The organism is Sphingobacterium daejeonense, from assembly GCF_901472535.1.
Lineage (GTDB): Bacteria > Bacteroidota > Bacteroidia > Sphingobacteriales > Sphingobacteriaceae > Sphingobacterium > Sphingobacterium daejeonense.
In genome coordinates this window covers 912,917-930,137 of sequence record NZ_LR590470.1, presented here as the reverse complement: position 1 = coordinate 930,137, position 17,221 = coordinate 912,917, and the positions used below count along the sequence as shown (strand labels likewise).

21 protein-coding genes and 1 pseudogene are annotated in these 17,221 nt (G+C 41.3%); 8 read left to right on the top strand and 14 right to left on the bottom strand.

Going from position 1 to position 17,221, the window contains the following annotated elements; genetic code table 11:
• Nucleotides 1-8: 8 nt before the first annotated feature.
• The 6 genes and pseudogenes from FGL31_RS30245 to FGL31_RS04460 all read left to right on the top strand — a co-directional run bounded on the left by FGL31_RS30245 (nt 9) and on the right by FGL31_RS04460 (nt 5,731).
• Nucleotides 9-254 carry an RteC domain-containing protein gene (locus tag FGL31_RS30245; RefSeq protein WP_446677061.1) on the top strand — a complete coding sequence of 82 codons (246 nt, stop codon included), beginning with the start codon at nt 9-11 and terminating at the stop codon, nt 252-254.
• Between the two features lie 251 nt (nt 255-505).
• Nucleotides 506-859: a helix-turn-helix domain-containing protein gene (locus FGL31_RS04480; protein ID WP_138089839.1), complete on the top strand. Its 354-nt coding sequence runs from the start codon at nt 506-508 to the stop codon at nt 857-859.
• A 27-nt stretch (nt 860-886) separates the two neighbouring features.
• The gene (locus FGL31_RS04475; protein WP_138089838.1) at nt 887-1,195 is read left to right on the top strand and encodes a helix-turn-helix domain-containing protein; all 309 of its coding nucleotides are present in this window, start codon (nt 887-889) and stop codon (nt 1,193-1,195) included.
• 85 nt (nt 1,196-1,280) lie between these two features.
• Nucleotides 1,281-2,759, top strand: coding sequence for a DUF3945 domain-containing protein (locus FGL31_RS04470; protein ID WP_138089837.1), 1,479 nt, complete (start codon nt 1,281-1,283; stop codon nt 2,757-2,759).
• A 6-nt stretch (nt 2,760-2,765) separates the two neighbouring features.
• Nucleotides 2,766-4,860 (top strand): annotated as a pseudogene (locus tag FGL31_RS28770) (type IA DNA topoisomerase).
• Nucleotides 4,850-5,731 (top strand): ORF6N domain-containing protein, encoded by an 882-nt coding sequence (locus tag FGL31_RS04460; RefSeq protein WP_138094660.1) that lies wholly within the window; start codon nt 4,850-4,852, stop codon nt 5,729-5,731. The pseudogene FGL31_RS28770 and the gene FGL31_RS04460 overlap by 11 nt, the downstream one beginning before the upstream one ends.
• Before the next feature lie 26 nt (nt 5,732-5,757).
• Here the strand turns inward: FGL31_RS04460 and FGL31_RS04455 are convergent, their stop codons facing one another.
• The 13 genes from FGL31_RS04455 to FGL31_RS04390 form a co-directional block, all read right to left on the bottom strand.
• On the bottom strand, nt 5,758-6,108 hold the full coding sequence (locus FGL31_RS04455) for a 4Fe-4S dicluster domain-containing protein (protein WP_138089836.1): 351 nt from the start codon (nt 6,106-6,108) through the stop codon (nt 5,758-5,760).
• A 28-nt stretch (nt 6,109-6,136) separates the two neighbouring features.
• On the bottom strand, nt 6,137-6,457 hold the full coding sequence (locus tag FGL31_RS04450) for a 2Fe-2S iron-sulfur cluster-binding protein (RefSeq protein ID WP_138089835.1): 321 nt from the start codon (nt 6,455-6,457) through the stop codon (nt 6,137-6,139).
• 22 nt (nt 6,458-6,479) lie between these two features.
• Nucleotides 6,480-7,487 carry an NAD(P)/FAD-dependent oxidoreductase gene (locus tag FGL31_RS04445; protein WP_138089834.1) on the bottom strand — a complete coding sequence of 336 codons (1,008 nt, stop codon included), beginning with the start codon at nt 7,485-7,487 and terminating at the stop codon, nt 6,480-6,482.
• Between the two features lie 33 nt (nt 7,488-7,520).
• Nucleotides 7,521-7,865: a pirin-like C-terminal cupin domain-containing protein gene (locus tag FGL31_RS04440; protein ID WP_138089833.1), complete on the bottom strand. Its 345-nt coding sequence runs from the start codon at nt 7,863-7,865 to the stop codon at nt 7,521-7,523.
• Nucleotides 7,866-8,001: 136 nt separating this feature from the next.
• Nucleotides 8,002-8,352, bottom strand: a complete 351-nt coding sequence (locus FGL31_RS04435) for a pirin family protein (protein WP_138089832.1) — start codon at nt 8,350-8,352, stop codon at nt 8,002-8,004.
• 90 nt (nt 8,353-8,442) lie between these two features.
• A complete protein-coding gene (locus tag FGL31_RS04425) occupies nt 8,443-8,829 on the bottom strand; it encodes a DoxX family protein (RefSeq protein WP_232046264.1) in 387 nt (128 codons plus the stop codon).
• A 15-nt stretch (nt 8,830-8,844) separates the two neighbouring features.
• Nucleotides 8,845-9,123 carry a DUF3817 domain-containing protein gene (locus tag FGL31_RS29600; protein ID WP_138089830.1) on the bottom strand — a complete coding sequence of 93 codons (279 nt, stop codon included), beginning with the start codon at nt 9,121-9,123 and terminating at the stop codon, nt 8,845-8,847.
• Nucleotides 9,124-9,135: 12 nt separating this feature from the next.
• Nucleotides 9,136-10,035 (bottom strand): TIGR01777 family oxidoreductase, encoded by a 900-nt coding sequence (locus tag FGL31_RS04415; RefSeq protein WP_138089829.1) that lies wholly within the window; start codon nt 10,033-10,035, stop codon nt 9,136-9,138.
• A gap of 19 nt (nt 10,036-10,054) precedes the next feature.
• Nucleotides 10,055-10,609, bottom strand: a complete 555-nt coding sequence (locus FGL31_RS04410) for an NADPH-dependent FMN reductase (RefSeq protein ID WP_138089828.1) — start codon at nt 10,607-10,609, stop codon at nt 10,055-10,057.
• Nucleotides 10,610-10,611: 2 nt separating this feature from the next.
• Nucleotides 10,612-11,118: a DUF2480 family protein gene (locus tag FGL31_RS04405; protein WP_138089827.1), complete on the bottom strand. Its 507-nt coding sequence runs from the start codon at nt 11,116-11,118 to the stop codon at nt 10,612-10,614.
• Between the two features lies 1 nt (nt 11,119).
• The gene (locus FGL31_RS04400) at nt 11,120-11,740 is read right to left on the bottom strand and encodes a hypothetical protein (RefSeq protein ID WP_138089826.1); all 621 of its coding nucleotides are present in this window, start codon (nt 11,738-11,740) and stop codon (nt 11,120-11,122) included.
• A gap of 137 nt (nt 11,741-11,877) precedes the next feature.
• The gene (locus FGL31_RS04395; protein ID WP_138089825.1) at nt 11,878-12,501 is read right to left on the bottom strand and encodes a superoxide dismutase; all 624 of its coding nucleotides are present in this window, start codon (nt 12,499-12,501) and stop codon (nt 11,878-11,880) included.
• Nucleotides 12,502-12,647: 146 nt separating this feature from the next.
• The gene (locus FGL31_RS04390; protein WP_138089824.1) at nt 12,648-14,099 is read right to left on the bottom strand and encodes an aldehyde dehydrogenase; all 1,452 of its coding nucleotides are present in this window, start codon (nt 14,097-14,099) and stop codon (nt 12,648-12,650) included.
• Between the two features lie 236 nt (nt 14,100-14,335).
• Between FGL31_RS04390 and FGL31_RS04385 the strand changes: the two genes are divergently transcribed.
• The gene (locus FGL31_RS04385) at nt 14,336-14,965 is read left to right on the top strand and encodes a helix-turn-helix transcriptional regulator (RefSeq protein WP_138089823.1); all 630 of its coding nucleotides are present in this window, start codon (nt 14,336-14,338) and stop codon (nt 14,963-14,965) included.
• A 4-nt stretch (nt 14,966-14,969) separates the two neighbouring features.
• On the opposite strand, the gene FGL31_RS04380 is transcribed toward FGL31_RS04385, so the two are convergent.
• Entirely contained in the window at nt 14,970-15,320 is a 351-nt protein-coding gene (locus FGL31_RS04380; protein ID WP_138089822.1) for a winged helix-turn-helix transcriptional regulator, read from the bottom strand.
• Nucleotides 15,321-15,428: 108 nt separating this feature from the next.
• Here FGL31_RS04380 and FGL31_RS04375 point away from each other — a divergent pair, with 108 nt between their 5' ends.
• Nucleotides 15,429-17,036, top strand: a complete 1,608-nt coding sequence (locus FGL31_RS04375; RefSeq protein WP_138089821.1) for a GMC family oxidoreductase — start codon at nt 15,429-15,431, stop codon at nt 17,034-17,036.
• Nucleotides 17,037-17,221: the final 185 nt, after the last annotated feature.

Below are 17,221 nucleotides of genomic sequence, written 5' to 3'. Positions count from 1 at the left end.
CCAAAGATATGTTATGGACAAATACTCAAAATGCACTTATTGAATTGATATATGCTTTATACGCTTCGGCTTCTGTTGCATACGGAAAAATCAGTATCCGAAAATTAGCTTTGATTTTTCAAGTGATATTCAGAATACCATTAAATGACTTACATCACGCTTTCCACAGAATGAAAACAAGAACGGGTTCCCGAACGGTATTTTTAGACCAACTCAAAATATCCCTCGAAGAGTATATGGATAAAGACCTTTAGCAGATTGCAGCACCGAGATTTAAAAGCAGTACCCAAAACGTACTGCTTTTTTCTTTGCCCATATCTGCCAATTGGCAAATGGGGGTAAATCCTGCTGCAAAATATTCTCAATCCCTCAAAATCCCTATTAAATAAGGGTTTTCGCTAATTGTAAAAATTTTCAAAAAAACGCCAAACCAATTGGCAAGGCTTGGCAGACAAACACTGCCACCTTTAACAATTTTGCATAGTGAATATTTAAAAGCTGTGCAATGAAAATTATAACCATTGAAGAAGAAGCGTGGCAACAGTTGAACAGCCGTATCAATGCCATTGCCGATTACCTGAAAAGACAGGAAGATAAAAGCTATGATGAGCTGTGGCTCAACAACCACGAGGTATGCCAATACCTGCACATCAGTGAGAAAACTCTGTGGCGTATGCGTACCAAAGGCGAAATAGCCTACTCAAAATTGTATGGTCAGTATTTCTACACCATTGGGGCAATCAAGGATATGCTCAACGCCAATGCCGTACAAAGCAGCGATGAATTTGTACAGGAGCTTATGGCAAAAGGCAAAAGCTACATTGAAAAAGGCAGGAAACTTAATGCTGCTAAAAAATAGGTATGAACCCTCAAAAAGTATGTTCCTATGAATATTGACAGAATGGAATTTTTGGCGTGGATGGAACGCCTGATGAGCCGCCTCGATATGCTGGGCGACAATATAGACGAATTACAAAGGAAACGTAACAGTATAGACGGTGAGGAACTACTGGATAACCAGGACTTGCTTCAGATGCTCAAAATAAGCAACCGTTCACTGCAACGGTATCGCTCTATCGGCAAGCTGCCTTACTACACCATAAGCGGTAAGCTGTATTACAAGCTGTCTGATGTACATCAATTCATCAGGGAAAGTTTTAACCCGCCTACTACCAAACTGAACGCCAATCAGTGACAAACACTGCCTTTGAGTGCCACTTAGGGCAATGCAGTGAACGCTTCCTTTACATTCGGCAGTGAACTTTTAAAATTTTCAGAATATGAGCGAAGAAACAACCAATAAGCAGGAAATGCCCGAACAGCTATCGGACATATTGCTCGTGCTGGATAAAGAAAAAATGAAAATCCAAGCAGTAAAGAGCATTGACGAAAACGGAAAAATGGAAACTGTTGACCCCACAAAGAAAAACCAAAATCAGTTTATGCGTGTGGACAAAAGCGGCGATTTCTTTTCCAACTTCTTTTCCAATTTTTTCAGCCAACTAAAGAACCCGACCAATTTCGCATTCTTCAAAGTACCTGCCGCCAATGCTGTTGAAAAAGCACAGGAGTTCCAAAAGCAGGTAGATAAGCCAACTCCTGAAGGCGAAAAAGTGATGAAAGAACACGAGGTGAAAATCGAACCTCAACCGGATAAAAAACAAGAAAATCAAAAAAATATGGAAACAACGCAAGCAACGCCGGACGTAAGCGAATACCGTTACAAGCCGGAGCAGATTGATTGGGACACAATGAACAATCTCGGATTAGGCAAGGAACGCCTTGAAAAAATGAACCTCCTTGAACCTTTATTGAAAGGTTACAAAACCAATGAGCTTGTACCTATCAGCCTTAACCTCGGTACAGCCAGTCTTCGTACAGATGCCCGAATATCGTTACAGTTGGTAGATGGATTGGTAGTCCCTGCGCTGCACGGCATCCGTAAGGAACCGAACCTCAACTTTGAGTTTTTCGGACACAAGTTTACCGACGAGGATAAGAAAAACCTGCTCGAAACAGGCAATATGGGGCGTGTAGTGGATTTAAAAAATTCTAAAACAGGCGAAATGATGCCGTCCATTATCAGTGTGGACAGGCTTACCAATGAATTGGTTGCCCTGCGAACCGAATTTATAAAAATCCCCGATGAAATTAAGGGTGTAAAACTCGACGATGCTCAAAAGCAGGCATTAATGGAGGGTAAATCCCTAAAGTTAGACGGTATGATTTCCACCAAAGGAACCGAGTTCTCGGCTACGGTACAGTTTAATGCGGACAAGCGTTATGTAGAGTTCCTGTTTGACCGCAACAACGCCAACAGGCAAACGCAAAGCAACGGGCAAAACAACCAGCAAAGCAACGGACAAAGCAATCAGCAAAGCCAGCCGCAGGAAGCTCCAAAAACATTCCGTGGCAAAGAACTGTCCGATGAGCAGTATAAGGATTTCAAAGCCGGGCAAACCGTTTACATTGACGGTCTAAAGGATAAGAAAGGACAGCCGTACCAGGGCTACATCACTTTCAATGCGGAAACCGGAAAAACGAACTTCCAGTTCCCAAGCCAGGTTAAGGCGCAGGCAAAACCTACCGAAGCCCACAAAACGCAAACTGCCGTCAATTCGGAGGGCAAGACCAACGAAGCGACCAAAAACATCAACGAGCCTTTGAAGTCCGGTCAGCAAACTCCGAAAAACAAACAGCAGCAGGAACAGCAGGAAAAACCCAAAGCTCCTGCAAAGTCCAAAGGCGTAAAAAGATAATCAAGTATGAAAACAATTATTGCAGAAAAACCAAGCGTAGCAAGAGAAATAGCCGCACTTGTGGGAGCATCCGACAAAAAGGACGGCTACCTTACAGGTAACGGCTATTTTGTTACGTGGGCATTCGGACATCTGATAGGATTGGGAATGCCCGAAGACTACGGCATTTCGGGATTTGACAAAGCCGCCTTGCCGATATTGCCCAAGCCCTTTTTGCTGACCGTTCGCAAAGTCAAAAAAGACAAAGGCTATACCGCCAATACTGGCGCATTAAAGCAACTGAAAGTCATTGAGCAGCTTTTTACGAAAAGCAACAGCATCATTGTTGCTACCGATGCCGGGCGTGAGGGCGAACTGATATTTCGCTATATCTACGAATACCTCAAATGCAACAAGCCATTTGAAAGGCTTTGGATTAGCTCGCTGACGGAAAAAGCCATTAAGCAGGGTTTCGATAACCTGAAAGACGGGGCAGCATTTGACGGCTTATACAAGGCGGCACAAGGCAGAAGCCGTGCCGATTGGCTTGTGGGCATCAACGCTACACAGGCTCTCTCCATTGCCGCAGGCAATGGCATCTATTCGCTCGGCAGGGTGCAGACACCTACACTCGCCCTGATTTGCAAACGCTACCTGGAGAACAAAAATTTCACGGTAAAAAGCTACTGGCAGATACAGTTATCGCACCACAAAGAGGGCATAGACTTTAAAAGCCTTTCCAAAACCAAATGGGATGAAAAGCAGCTTGCCGATGATGCGCTGAAAGCCATCCAGCGAAGCGATACGGGAATGGTTACATCGGTAGAAACCAAAAGCGTTACGGAACAGCCGCCTTTATTGTTCGACCTGACAGGACTGCAAAAGGAAGCCAACAAAAAGCTGAACCTTTCTGCTGAAGAAACGCTCAACATTGCCCAAAGCCTGTATGAAAAAAAGTTTATCACATATCCACGCACCGGAAGCAAATACATACCCGAAGATATGTGGGCTGAAATACCCAACCTCGTAAGGGCATTGCAGGACAGGGAAACCTGCAAGCAAGCCGTAAGCAAAATAAAATGGGGGGCGTTTCAACAAGCGTATTGTAAACGACCTGCGTGTTACCGACCACCACGGATTACTGATTACGGATAAAATACCGTCAGCCCTGAACGCAAAGGAAAATGAAGTGTATGATATGATTGCCTTTCGATTGCTGGAAGCCATTTCACAAGCCTGTGTCAAAGAGCTGACCGATGTGGGAATACAGGTATTGCACTACGATTTTATCACGAAAGGCTGTAAGATTTTAGAACCGGGTTGGCGTTCCGTCAAAGGCAGTTTTTCCGATGATGATACCGAGCCTGTACAGGATTTGCCCGAACTGAAAAAGGGCGACGAACTGAAAATAAAGGAAGCCGCCGTTTTGGAGAAAAAGACCAAACCGCCTGTTCTTTATACCGAAGCAGGGCTATTGTCGGCAATGGAAACCGCAGGAAAGGAAATCGAAAACGAAGAAGAACGGAAAGCCCTGCAAAATATCGGCATCGGCACTCCGGCTACCAGAGCCGCCATTATCGAAACGCTGTTTACCCGCAATTATATCCAAAGGGAAAAGAAATCCTTAATCCCTACCGAAAAGGGATTGCAGGTGTACGGGCTGGTGAAAGAAAGGAAAATTGCGGACGTGGCAATGACCGCCGAATGGGAATTGGCATTGCAGAAAATCGAAAACAACGAAGCGGATGTCGGAGCATTCCAAACAGAAATGGAAGCGTATGCTTCTTCCATTACCAATGAACTTCTGCAAACGTCCATTGCCCAAAACAACCTGCCTAAGCTGGCTTGCCCCAAATGCAAAAGCCATCAGTTGATTATCCGTGATAAGATTGTGAAATGCCCTGATGAGGCTTGCAATTGGGTACAGTTCCGCAACGTGTGTGGCGTACAAATCGGCATTGCCGATATTGAAAGCCTGGTCAATAAAAGGAAGACCTCGCTTATCAAAGGGATGAAAAGCAAGGCAGGCAAAAAATTCGATGCGTACATCGTATTGAAAGACGATGGTACAACCTCTTTTGAGTTTGATAAAAATAAAAGTAGCAAGCGTAATGGAAAATAAACCTGCCATTAATCCAATTGAAATTAAAAACCTGATTTATACCATTCGGGATAAACAAGTGATGCTGGATAGCGACCTTGCCGCTTTACATCAGGTAGAAACAAAGAACCTAAACAAAGCCGTAAAAAGAAATATCGAAAGGTTCCCTGCTTCGTTCTGCTTTCAACTGACCGAAGCAGAAGTTGAAAACTTGAGGTTCCAATTTGGAACCTCAAGTTTAAGCTACGGCGGCAGGCGTTATTTGCCCTATGCTTTTACCGAACAGGGGATTGCAATGGCTTCTGCGATACTCCGTTCGGATATTGCCGTAAAAGTAAGTGTTGAAATTATGGAAGCCTTTGTAGAAATGCGGCGTATGCTTATCAGCAATGCCTCTTTGTTTCATCGTTTGGATAAAATTGAACTGAAACAACTGGAAGCCGACCAAAAGTTTGAAGAACTTTTTAAGGCGCTGGAAAGCGATAAGCTCCACAGCGAAAAAGGCATCTTTTACAATGGACAGATTTTTGATGCCTATGCCTTTGTTTCTGATATTATCAGAAGTGCCAAAAGCTCGATTATCCTGCTCGATAATTATGTGGACGATACCGTACTAACTTTATTGGGCAAACGAAATCCAATTGTAACCGCAACCATCTACACCAAAAACATCAGCAATCAGCTACGGTTGGATGTACAACGGTACAACAGCCAATACCCAACTATTGATATTCAAACTTTCTCCGATGCCCACGACCGATTTTTGATTATCGATAGTTCAGAACTTTACCATATCGGGGCATCACTCAAAGACGTGGGCAAAAAATGGTTTGCCTTTTCACGGATGGATATTGAGGTGGGCAGGATGCTCCAAATCCTGAACCATCCATAGCAAGAACCTCTGAACATTCAGAGGTTTTATTCATTATGCAAAAAAGCCTGCCTAATAAGCAAAACATCCTCACTTTCTCGGTGGTCTGGGTCATCCACACAACAGTCAACAGGACATACCGCCTGGCATTGAGGCTCATCGTGAAAGCCTTGACATTCGGTACATTTATTAGGAACTATGAAGTAAATATCATCAGAAAGAGGCTCTTGCGCTTCGTTAGCATCTATTTCAGTTCCATCAGGCAAAATGACTTTGCCCGACAGTCGAGTTCCGTCAGCAAAACGCCAATCGTCTGAACCTTCGTAAATTGCATTATTCGGGCATTCAGGCTCACAAGCACCACAGTTTATACACTCATCTGTTATCTTAATCGCCATTTTTTTATTAATTAGATTTATTGGAAGATTATTCTACTTCTTCAGGTATTTTGAATATTGTACCCTCCATTTCCTTTGCTATGCGTAGCTGACAGGCAAGACGGCTTCTATCGGTAGCATTTGGCAGCGTATCAAGCATATCAATTTCCGCATCAGATATAGGGGGCAGTTCTTTCCCGCCTGCCAATACCTCAACGTGACAGGTGGCGCATAGTGCCATACCACCACAAGTGGCAAGTATATCATACTCACTACCTTTCAGCACTTCCATTAAACTTAACCCCATATCAACAGGAACGGTAAGTTCCTGTCGTTCGCCTGTCCTGTCCTCTATCGTAAAATTGACCATAGCATCACGTTCTCAATAATTATTAAAAGGTTTGAATACCATTAACCGTAGTATAATTAAAAGGCACTTTCTTGTCGGGATATACATACCTGAATGCGCTCTGTGCCATTAAAGCTGCTTCGTGAAAACCGCAAAGAATAAGTTTTAATTTACCCTCATAAGTGTTGATATCGCCTATGGCAAAAATGCCCTGTATGTTGGTGGAGTAATCAACCGTGTTTACATCGAGTGATGACCTGTGAATATCCAAGCCCCATTCTGCAATTACGCCAAGTTTGGGGCTAAGCCCGAACAACGGAATAAGATAGTCGGCTTTGTGTACAGTTTCGGTTTGGTCGTGGTCAGCAATCACAACTTCATCTAAATGACCGTTCCCGTTTATTTTCACAACATTGGATTTTAATATGAGGTTGATTTTTCGTTCCTGTGACAAATGGAATACCTTTTCAACGCTGTCGGGTACACCCCTGAATGTTTCGCTTCTGTGTACAAGCGTTACCGATTGGGCAATATCCGCTAAAAAAATAGTCCAGTCCAATGCACTGTCCCCACCACCTGCAATTATCAGTTTCTTATCCCGGTACAGTTCAGGATTTTTGACCATATAAGCCACACCTTTTCCATTCTCAAACGCTTCCAGATTTTCCACTTTCGGTTTTCGGGGTTCAAAAGAACCTAAACCGCCAGCGATAACGATTACTTTTGCCGCTACCTGTGTTTGCTCATTGGTGGTTAATATAAAGCTGCCGTCTTCCAATTTGTCTATGGCTTCAACACGTTCACCAAGTGTAAACGTTGGCTTAAACGGCTCTATCTGCACCAGCAGATTGTCTATCAGTTCTTGTGCTTTTATTCCCGGACTTCCCGGAATATCGTAAATCGGTTTTTGCGGGTATATTTCGGACAACTGCCCGCCTATCTGTGGCAATGCATCTATAAGATGGCATCGCATTTTCAGTAGCCCAGCTTCAAAAACGGCAAAAAGCCCAACCGGTCCCGCACCGATGATACATATATCTGTACTTATCATTCTGTTTTGTTTTTATAGTTTGTGGGAGTTAAGTTAATAAGAATAAGGTTCTAATGTCCCCATTTCGCCTTGTGAATATCTACGCTGTATTTCTTGCATTTGTTCAAATGTGGTCGCTACGAATGGCCCACCATAAACTATTGGTTCATTGTGAGGGTTGCCACTTCCAAGCATAAATTGAAATCCTTCTTCACTTGCTTTTACAGTAATATTATCGCCTTCTAATGAATAATTAACCATTGTTTTTGGCAATATTTTTTCGTTTTCTGTCGTTCCACTACCTTCCATACCATATACAAAAGCCATTGGTTTAGTAGGTATCGTAATGCTTTTGTGTGGTTTTAGGAAAATATGTAAAAGGTTAATGTCTGTTACCATTTTATATGCGGTGCTTTTGCCGCCATAAGTCCCGTGTACTATTCTTACCAACGCATTTTCAGTTTCAATTTCTGGAACGTCTTTCGCATCTACGTGAATGGATTTGGGTGTTATAAAACGATTTTTGTCAGAATGATTAAACCAAATTTGAAAAACCGCTTGTTTCTACGTGTTCAATTTTGGGAAACTCATCGTGGTGCATTCCGCTTCCTGCCTGCATAATTTGTAAGCCACCGGGTTCAATAAAACTCATACCACTTAAATTATCTCTATTTATAAAACTTTCCTTACTGTCAGGTCGCATATAGGTCATTACCGAAACGCCTGCGTGTGGGTGAGGCCCAAAAACCTGTTGCGACATACGAAATTCCGAAAAGAGTAAAAAAGGTTCAATAGGAAAATCCCTTGCAAAGAAGCCTGTGCCTTTAAGTCCTTTTGCAATTGGATTAAATGTTGCGTCCGTTTTTTTGACAACTTTTTTGTTCATTGAAAGTAAATGTTTGCGAAACTGAATTTAGGTAAGCCCAATGCTGATATTGCAGTCAATGACAGCATACCTAAAAAACTTCTTCGTGAATTATTTTGCATAATCTATTTTGCTGTTCTTATGAAAATAGACGTAAGACACTACCAAAAATGTCAATGGTACGAGAGGGAAAATTGCTCCTGCGTTTTTGTCCACTGTTAAATGTGCTATAAATGCAGAAATAAATATGATACCAAAACCTACATAAGCCCATTCTTTGAATTTTGTCGGTATCATTGGTAACACCAAAACAATTGCACCAATTATTTTGAATATGCCTAACTCTATTCTGAAATAGTCAGGATAACCCAAATGGCGAAATGCTTCGGCAAACATTGGGTTAGTAAAATACATTGGGGCTGTTGAAACTCCGGTAAGCAACATTAAAACGGTTGCCGTCCAATAAATGATTTTGTTCTTTTTCATTCTTCTTTTCATAAAAATTAAATTTTGTTATACACGCAGATATTTCCGCTCTGACCAAAATGTTCCGAAAGGAATTATTGATGATAACAGCAGAATAAGAGTTTTTCCTGCCTTCCATTTGAATCTGAATGCAGCAAGAATAACAAGCGAACAAAACACAAGAAATAAAACACCGTGTATTTGTCCTACTATATAATTAGGCAACCTGATTTCCCAAACGTATTTTAGTGGCATTGTAAGAGCAAAAGTCAAATATGAAATACCCTCTGCAATGGCGGTATATCGCAATGTTTGCAATAAATTCATTTCATCTTTAGCTTAGATTATTTCAGATTTTACAAGATTTTCCAATGCCTCTTTCAAATTTGGGAATTGAAACACAAATCCTGCCTGGCGAATTTTTTCGGAAGAAACACGAGAACCGTTTAACACCAGAGTGCTCATTTCACCCAATGCTTCTTTCAAAACAGATTCAGGAGGCGCAGGTGTCGAAACAGGTACACCTATGACTTCCGAAAGTGTCTTTGCGAACGTTTCATTGGTTACGTATTCGGGCGAAACGGCATTAAAAGCTCCGCTAACGGAATTTTGAACCGCAAATAGGAACATCCGGCACATATCGTCAATATGTATCCACGACACGTAATGTTTACCGTTGCCTGCCTGTGTGCTAACACCCTGTTCTGTCCTGGGCAGCATTCCCGACAGCGCACCGCCGTTCTTTGACAATACGGTTGTAATCCGCAATGCTACAACACGGGTTCCAAGCTTTTCAAATGAGAAGATTTTTTCTTCCCACACTTTACAGACTTCCGCCAGGAAACCATCCCCTGCCGCATCACTTTCCTTAAAAATCTTATCGGAAGTTACCGCACCATAAATACCCGCCGCCGATGAGGAAATAAAGGCTTTCGGTTTGCAATTATATTGCTTTGCTTTTTCAAGGAGCAGCGCTACCGTGTCCACACGGCTGTTCAGGATACGTTCTTTGTACTCTTTTGTCCACGTTTTGGAAACGCTTTCGCCCGCAAGGTTGATGATGATTTCTGTGTTTTCAAATGCCGCTTTTTCAATTTCGTTTTGTTCGGGATTCCAGTAAAACTGATTTTCTTGAGGACTGCGTGACAGCACAGCCACTTCAAATCCTTCTTCTTTCAATAATTTAGAAAGTGCTTGACCAATCAGCCCTGTTCCGCCTGCAATGAGTATTTTTGCCATAACTAAGATTTTTGAGTTTTTAATTTTTTTCGGTATTCACAGGGGCTTGCGCCATAAGTTGTAATAACTTTTCAAAGCGTTCCTGGTATTTTGCATTGATGTTTCCGTTTTCATCAAACAATTCGCTGCGCTGTATCGGCACACTCAAAGGAACCGTCCAGGCCCTTAATGCTTTAGCCACCGCGTCCATTGCGTTAATGCCCTGCATTGCCTGCACACCGTCAGCCCAACATACCAGGCCAATTACTTTTCCTGTCAGATAAGGGGCGGGGAGTTTGGAACTGTACTCCAACCAATCCAGGCAGTTTTTCATTACGCCTGTCATACTGCCGTGATACAGCGGTGTAAGCCAAATGTGTACATCTGCTTCACGAAATAGGATGTTCATCAATTCTACCGAATGGGGAGTGTTTCTCAGCGTAACATCAAACAGGGGTATGCCGCCATCTGCAATGTTAAACACATTAGCTTCCGACCCGAGTTCATTAAGCTGTTTGATGAGGTGCTGGGACAGGCGTTCAGAAGTAGAGTTTTCCCGTCTTTCCAATGCACCGTTAAATATCAATACTTTCATTATTATACTTGTTTTTTGTAAATCACTTTTGGCAATCCGATTTCCCCGTACATCAGCGTTTTTACCAATGGTTTGAGCAGAGCGGTAGCCATAATGTAGAGTGCCGGGGGAATATCAGGTCTTGCCCTCACTACTATTTTTTTATCTTGGTAGGTTGACAAGTCGGCTTCGGTTAGATTTTTCTTCCATAAATCCAATGCCACGCCAGCCGCATCTTTGAAATCAAAATAAGCGGCATTACCGTGAAACACATCTGCCAAAACCATATACACCCAAGGGGGAATAATAGCATCGACAGAACACACAAATGCCACGGCTTTTTCTTTATACATTGATAAATCAATATCGGATAAGGAAGCCCGAAACTCTTTTTCTTTGACAATCATTTCCATAAAAAGCAAAGTTTTTATGTCAAACTCGATGATTTCCAATTCGGTTTTATAGTCTATCAAATCAAGAGCAACAATTCCCGATGCTTCGACTTTATTTATAAAATTGCCGTTTTCCATTTTAAAAAAGTGCTACATTAATGAAAACTCCAAAGCTGTTTTCGTTAATTTTTTTGGGTCCGTAAAATTCAAAGTTTCCTGCCACTCCGAATGCAAATTCCTTATAGCCTAAACCCACTCTTGCCCTGGCATAGCTTATATTGTGAGCACCACCATCTGCAGTAAAGCAATAAACACCTTGTACCCTCGAATAAAACCGCCATTTATCGGATATTTTAGGTTTGTATTCGCCCATCATGAAACCTTCTATATTCCCGATATCATCTATATAATAACGAGGATTCAACATAATGAAAAAATCTTCCTTGGAATATACGTACAACGCTCCCAAAGCGGGCCTTATGCTGATTTCAGATGACATATGAAATCCACCCATCAGGCTGAACCCCTTGGTCAATTCATAAGTTATATTTCCCTGTGCCTGGTATCCATCTTGTTCTTTGTCATCCCATTGTCCAATAGCTTCACTTACAGCCAAAAAGCCGAATTTAGGGGCACTTACAAATTTTTTCTGCACGACGGCTTGAAAAAGTAAACCTTTATCGCTGAACATCCCTTCCACTATTACGGGAGGATTTTGTACGGGTGGCGGGTGTATATCTTGTGCATTAACTACATCCATTGCTATAAAAATTGAAACGAGGGTTATAAGGAATGTTATTCTCATTATATACTAATACGTATTTGCTGTTTGTTTCTGAAGTTTCGACTTTTCCATATCAATAAGGAAAAGCCGAACTTAGATAAGAATGAAAGAAATTACTTAACCTTTGCAAGAGCTTCCGCATATTTTTTCTCAACTGAACTCCAATCCAATACAGACCAGAAAGCATCTAAATAGTCGGCTCGTTTGTTTTGGTATTTCAGGTAATAAGCGTGTTCCCAAACATCCACGCCCAAAATGGGATAGCCCTGATTAGTTATGTTTGTGTCCATTAAAGGATTATCCTGGTTAGCTGTAGCCGCAATACCGATTGTGCCGTTATACTTCACAAACAACCACGCCCAGCCCGAACCAAATTGCCCTAATCCTGCTTGTTTTATTTGTGCTTTCAATTCATCAAGACCTCCGAAAACGGTTTTTATTTCTTCCGCCAATTTCCCTTCAGGTTCGGTTTTAGGTGTCGGGGACAACGTTTCCCAAAACAAAGTATGGTTATAATGTCCACCTCCATTATTGCGTATAGCCGGACTATACTTGCTGATTGTTTTTAAAACATCTTCCAATGTTTCTTCTTCCAATCCTTTTTCGCCAATAGCCTTATTCAGATTATCTACATAGGCTTGGTGGTGGCGTGTGTGATGAATAGTCATCGTTTCCTTGTCGAAATGAGGTTCTAACGCATCGTAGGCGTAAGGTAACTCAGGCAATGTGTAGCTCATAATAATTGTATTTTTTGTTTGTGAAATAATATTTCAAGGATTCAAAAGCATTAAGCCTGTTCCGGTTAATGCGGTTTGCTGTACAAACTGGTAAAGAATTTAACAATAGCCTATAGCGCTAACTATGGGGAATATATGTCTTTACCTTAGTAAGCAAGTGCTTTTAACTCTGTAAATGAATTGAGGCCATAAACTCCAAATTCACGTCCTATACCGCTTTGTTTGTAACCGCCAAAGGGGTCATTAAAACCGGGTGCTGCAAGGTTAATGCCTATCGTGCCTGTCTTGATTTTCCGTGCCACTTCAATTCCTTTTTCGGGGTCGGCAGTGAACACGCCACCGCTCAAGCCGTAGTCGGTGTCGTTGGCAGTTTCTATGGCTTCGTCAAGCGTTTTATAGGGAATAGCTGCAATAACAGGCCCGAAAATTTCTTCCCTTGCTATCTTCATATTGTTGTTTGCATTTACAAATAACGTAGGTTTTACATAAAAGCCTTTTTCAAACTCTTTACCTTTGGATTTGCCCACTCCGCCTGTTAATACTTTTGCGCCTTCATCAATGCCGGATTGAATGTAACCTTGCACTTTGTTGAATTGCACTTCGTTGAACAATGGCCCTACATAGGTATCTTCTTTGGTAGGGTCGCCTACTTTCAAACCGCCGACCATTTCAGCTAATGCTTCTGTAATTTCTTTGTAGCGTGTTTCGGGAACAAGTATGCGAGTGAGTCCAATACAAACCTGTCCGTTGCTCAAAAATGTTTTGTACTTAATGCCCTCTGCAACAATTTTAGGGTCGGCATCTTCCAGTACAATGGCTGCGGATTTTCCGCCCAATTCCAAGCTAACCCTTTTCATCTGGCTGCCTGCAATGGAAGCGATTGTTTGCCCCGCTTTGGTAGAACCTGTAAAGGCAATCTTATCAATATCGGGATGGCTTACTAGGTATTGGCTTACTTCCCTGTCGGCAGGCAGAATGCTTAATACGCCTTTTGGCAAACCTGCTTCGTTAAAGAGTTCGCCCAATGCGTAAGCGTTCAGGGTGGTTTCGGGTGTAGGTTTTAAAATCACCGTACAACCTGCCAGCAATGCGGGAACGATTTTTACCAATGAGGCTTGTTGCGGTACGTTCCACGGAATAACTGCCGCTACTACGCCTACGGCTTCCCTGCGTACCAATGTAGCCCCACCGTTTGGCGTTTCGCTCTGTTTTACTTCCCAGCCAAAATTTTCGGCAGCGTGGATGAAAGCCTGTGTCTGATAGGTTAAGTAGCCCTGCAATCCAAGTGTATGGAAAATAGGAATACCGTTTTCGGAAGTTACTAGTTCGGCAAGCTCTTTGGCATGGCTGATGTGCAGTTCGTCAAAGATTTTCAGCAAATCAATTCTTTCCTGTACGCTTTTGTTTGTCCAAACGCCACTGTCAAAGGCTTTCTTTGCCATCGCAACCGCTTTGTCAATATCAGCCTGCGTTGCCAATACAATGCTTCCCGTTACAGATTGGTCGTGTTGGCTATGCAGCTCTAACACGTTGTTTCCTTCGGAAGCAATCCATTCGCCCCCAATGAACAATTTATCATATTTTCTCTTGATTGTCATTATTATCAAAATTTTATGGATGATATAAATAGAATGGTTACTTTTTCTTTTTATTGTTATTAAATTCTGCGACAAAGGTAAAGCGGGATAGTTAATAAAACAAGTTATTGCTTTTTTTATTAACTATCCTTGAAGTAACCATCCATCTTGTAATATGAAAATAGCATGAAAAATAGCCGCTAAGTATTTTTTTATACCTTTGTACTGGAATAATAAAACAACCTTTTTATTGAGAAATGAAAAAATCTGCGGCAGATAGAATATTGATGATTTTGAAAATGCGGGGCGAAATTTCCGTAGCGGTTTTGGCAACTGAATTAGGCATTACCAAAGAGGGCGTTCGTTTGCATTTATTGAAATTGGCAGAGGACGACTTAGTAAAAACCAACTTCAAAAGTGAGGGCGTAGGCAGACCTCTTGCCTATTACTCGTTGAGTGTAAAAGGTTTATCAAAATTTCCCGACACACACGCCCAAATCACGGTAGAGTTGTTGCAGTCCGTAAAAAAACTGTTAGGCGACAATGCGTTAGATCTACTGATAAGTGAAAGGGAAAATCAAGTTTACGGGCGTTATGAAAAAGAAATAAAAAGTGCCCAAACTATTGAAGAACGACTGGAGCGTTTGAGCCAGATTCGCTCCAAAGAGGGTTATATGGCAGAATGGAAAAAAGAAAAATGCGGCGAATACTTTTTAATAGAAAACCATTGTCCTATATGTGCGGCCGCTACCGAATGTCAGGGCTTTTGCCGTAGTGAACTTAAAAACTTCAAACAACTTATAGGCAGTAAATTTGAAGTTGAGAGAGTACAACACATTGTTTCCGGCGGGCAACGTTGTATGTACCGGATTACAGAGCTTGTCTAAATTACTAATTTCCGATAATTTTCTTCCGATGATTGGTTCCCCAATCCATTAGCACGTCAAAAACGGGTATCAGGGTGTTGGCATAATCAGTTACATTGTATTCTATAATAACCGGTCGGGCGTCATATACAGTGCGGGTAATCAGCCCATTTTGTTCCAGGTCTCTCAGCTCCTTAGCCAAAGTCTTTCCATTAATTTTAAGAAGACTACGTTCTATTTCATTAAAACGCTTGTTTCCGTGCAATATGGAGAAAAGCACCAGTATTTTCCATCTTCCGTTAATGACATACAAGGCATCCTGAATAGAACGAAGTCCCAATTCGCAGTCCTTATGTGTTTTTTCTTTTTTGTTCATAATACAATCCTACTTACCAAAAAGTAACTACTTACCTTTGGTTAACTACATACAAATATAAAGCAAAATTAGCTAATTTTACGATAGTATACAATTACTATAAATTTTATGAAAAAGTTTGATTTTATAATAGTAGGTGCAGGAACCGCTGGTCCTGTGATTGCTTCTCGTCTGACTGAAAAGGAACATATAAATGTTTTACTACTGGAAGCCGGTGGAGAGAATACGAACGAGCTTTCCAGAATACCCGGAGCTTTCTTTAAAGTGTTAGGAACGGATTATGACTGGACCTATTCTTCAGTAGAGCAAACCGGTTTAAATAATCGTTCCATTTATTCCCCTTCAGGAAAAGTTGTAGGAGGTTCGTCTGCAATAAATGTTGGTGTATGGGTGCGCGGAACCAAAGAAGATTATGATAGTTGGGAGGCTCAAGGTGCCAAAGGATGGAATTTCAGTAAAGCTTTGGAAATGTTTCAAAAAATAGAACAAACAAATCTTGGACCAAGTAAATATCATGGAGATAAAGGCAAGGTAAAACTTACTGATTCCAGCTATCCTACTCCTTTTGTTCATACTTTATTGAATGGATTCAAAGAAGCCGGTTTTGGAGAAATAGGTGATTATGCAGGAGAAAATCCATATTCAATTGATATAATGCAGAAAATTTACGAGAACAATACCAGGCGTACCCCTGCAGATAGTTATCTCACAGAAGATGTAAGAGCGCGTGAAAACCTGACAATAATTACTCATGCCTTTGTTCGGAAAGTTTTGTTTGAAGGAACAAAAGCTATAGGTGTGGAAGTAGAGATTGATGGTCAGATTCAGAACATGTATGCCAGTAAGGAAATCATTCTTTCAGCAGGCACTTTTAATACTCCTAAACTATTGAAGCTATCTGGAGTTGGACCTCGTGAAGAACTTGAAAAGTTTGGAATCCCTGTGATTGCAAACGTACCGGGCGTTGGTGAAAACTTGAATGACCATTTGATGTTTACATTAAAATTTGTTTCAGAAAAAAATATAGAGGATTCTATTTTTAATCCACTCAGTGATGAAGCAATTGACCAATGGTATAAAAATAAAACTGGACCTTCGTCTTATTATCCAGGTGTTGCATCAGGTTTTGTATCAAGTGACGGGACAAAAACAGGTGCTGATTTCGAATTAATTTTTACATATACCCACGGCGCAGATGGGACAGAAAAAGAGTTTGCAAATATTGAAGACATCCAGGCACAGAGTGGATATTCTGTCACAGTAATACTACTTCAACCAAAAAGTAGAGGACAATTACTATTAGCATCAACTAACCCATATGATGCTCCTTTAATCAATCCAAGATATTTTTCAGACTCAAGTGATATGGAACGATTCATAAAGGGAGTTCGATATACACAGAAAATTACAAAAACAGAATCGTTGGAACCGTACACATATTTGGCACATCCGGCACTGGATGCTACGGATGAAATTATTGAATCTTTGATTAGAAACGAAGCCAGCACAGTTTTTCATCCGGTGGGAACAGCTCGGATGGGTGACGTAGAAAATGATTCTTTAGCCGTTGTAGACTCTTCTCTGAAAGTGAGAGGTATTCAGGGATTAAGGGTTGCTGATGCATCAATCATTCCGGCTGTAAATCGCGGACATACTATGGCGCCCGTCGTATATGTTGGAGAAATGGCTTCTGAAATTATTATTAATGACAATTAACAAATATCTTCTTAAAAGAATAAAAAATGAATCTGTACGGAAACAGATAAACTGATGGTATTGCAAATAAGTAACTTAAGTTTCCAATTTCATAAAAAAAGCTTAACCTGAATAGCCATGACAAAAAGAATAAGCTTTATAACGAACCGGAAGCCTTTACGGTTTTTACTTGTTGGTAAAGACCG

Bases quoted from the DNA above. Each gene is read 5' to 3' on its own strand.
- FGL31_RS30245 (WP_446677061.1), top strand. From the start codon at position 9: ATGTTATGGACAAATACTCAAAATGCACTTATTGAATTGATATATGCT.
- FGL31_RS04415 (WP_138089829.1), bottom strand. From the start codon at position 10,035: ATGGCAAAAATACTCATTGCAGGCGGAACAGGGCTGATTGGTCAAGCA.
- FGL31_RS04380 (WP_138089822.1), bottom strand. From the start codon at position 15,320: ATGAACAAAAAAGAAAAAACACATAAGGACTGCGAATTGGGACTTCGT.
- FGL31_RS04440 (WP_138089833.1), bottom strand. From the start codon at position 7,865: ATGGTAACAGACATTAACCTTTTACATATTTTCCTAAAACCACACAAA.
- FGL31_RS04450 (WP_138089835.1), bottom strand. From the start codon at position 6,457: ATGGTCAATTTTACGATAGAGGACAGGACAGGCGAACGACAGGAACTT.
- FGL31_RS04405 (WP_138089827.1), bottom strand. From the start codon at position 11,118: ATGGAAAACGGCAATTTTATAAATAAAGTCGAAGCATCGGGAATTGTT.
- FGL31_RS04470 (WP_138089837.1), top strand. From the start codon at position 1,281: ATGAGCGAAGAAACAACCAATAAGCAGGAAATGCCCGAACAGCTATCG.
- FGL31_RS04455 (WP_138089836.1), bottom strand. From the start codon at position 6,108: ATGGCGATTAAGATAACAGATGAGTGTATAAACTGTGGTGCTTGTGAG.
- FGL31_RS04435 (WP_138089832.1), bottom strand. From the start codon at position 8,352: ATGAACAAAAAAGTTGTCAAAAAAACGGACGCAACATTTAATCCAATT.
- FGL31_RS04410 (WP_138089828.1), bottom strand. From the start codon at position 10,609: ATGAAAGTATTGATATTTAACGGTGCATTGGAAAGACGGGAAAACTCT.
- FGL31_RS04385 (WP_138089823.1), top strand. From the start codon at position 14,336: ATGAAAAAATCTGCGGCAGATAGAATATTGATGATTTTGAAAATGCGG.
- FGL31_RS29600 (WP_138089830.1), bottom strand. From the start codon at position 9,123: ATGAATTTATTGCAAACATTGCGATATACCGCCATTGCAGAGGGTATT.
- FGL31_RS04480 (WP_138089839.1), top strand. From the start codon at position 506: ATGAAAATTATAACCATTGAAGAAGAAGCGTGGCAACAGTTGAACAGC.
- FGL31_RS04390 (WP_138089824.1), bottom strand. From the start codon at position 14,099: ATGACAATCAAGAGAAAATATGATAAATTGTTCATTGGGGGCGAATGG.
- FGL31_RS04425 (WP_232046264.1), bottom strand. From the start codon at position 8,829: ATGAAAAGAAGAATGAAAAAGAACAAAATCATTTATTGGACGGCAACC.
- FGL31_RS04375 (WP_138089821.1), top strand. From the start codon at position 15,429: ATGAAAAAGTTTGATTTTATAATAGTAGGTGCAGGAACCGCTGGTCCT.
- FGL31_RS04400 (WP_138089826.1), bottom strand. From the start codon at position 11,740: ATGGATGTAGTTAATGCACAAGATATACACCCGCCACCCGTACAAAAT.
- FGL31_RS04460 (WP_138094660.1), top strand. From the start codon at position 4,850: ATGGAAAATAAACCTGCCATTAATCCAATTGAAATTAAAAACCTGATT.
- FGL31_RS04445 (WP_138089834.1), bottom strand. From the start codon at position 7,487: ATGATAAGTACAGATATATGTATCATCGGTGCGGGACCGGTTGGGCTT.
- FGL31_RS04475 (WP_138089838.1), top strand. From the start codon at position 887: ATGAATATTGACAGAATGGAATTTTTGGCGTGGATGGAACGCCTGATG.
- FGL31_RS04395 (WP_138089825.1), bottom strand. From the start codon at position 12,501: ATGAGCTACACATTGCCTGAGTTACCTTACGCCTACGATGCGTTAGAA.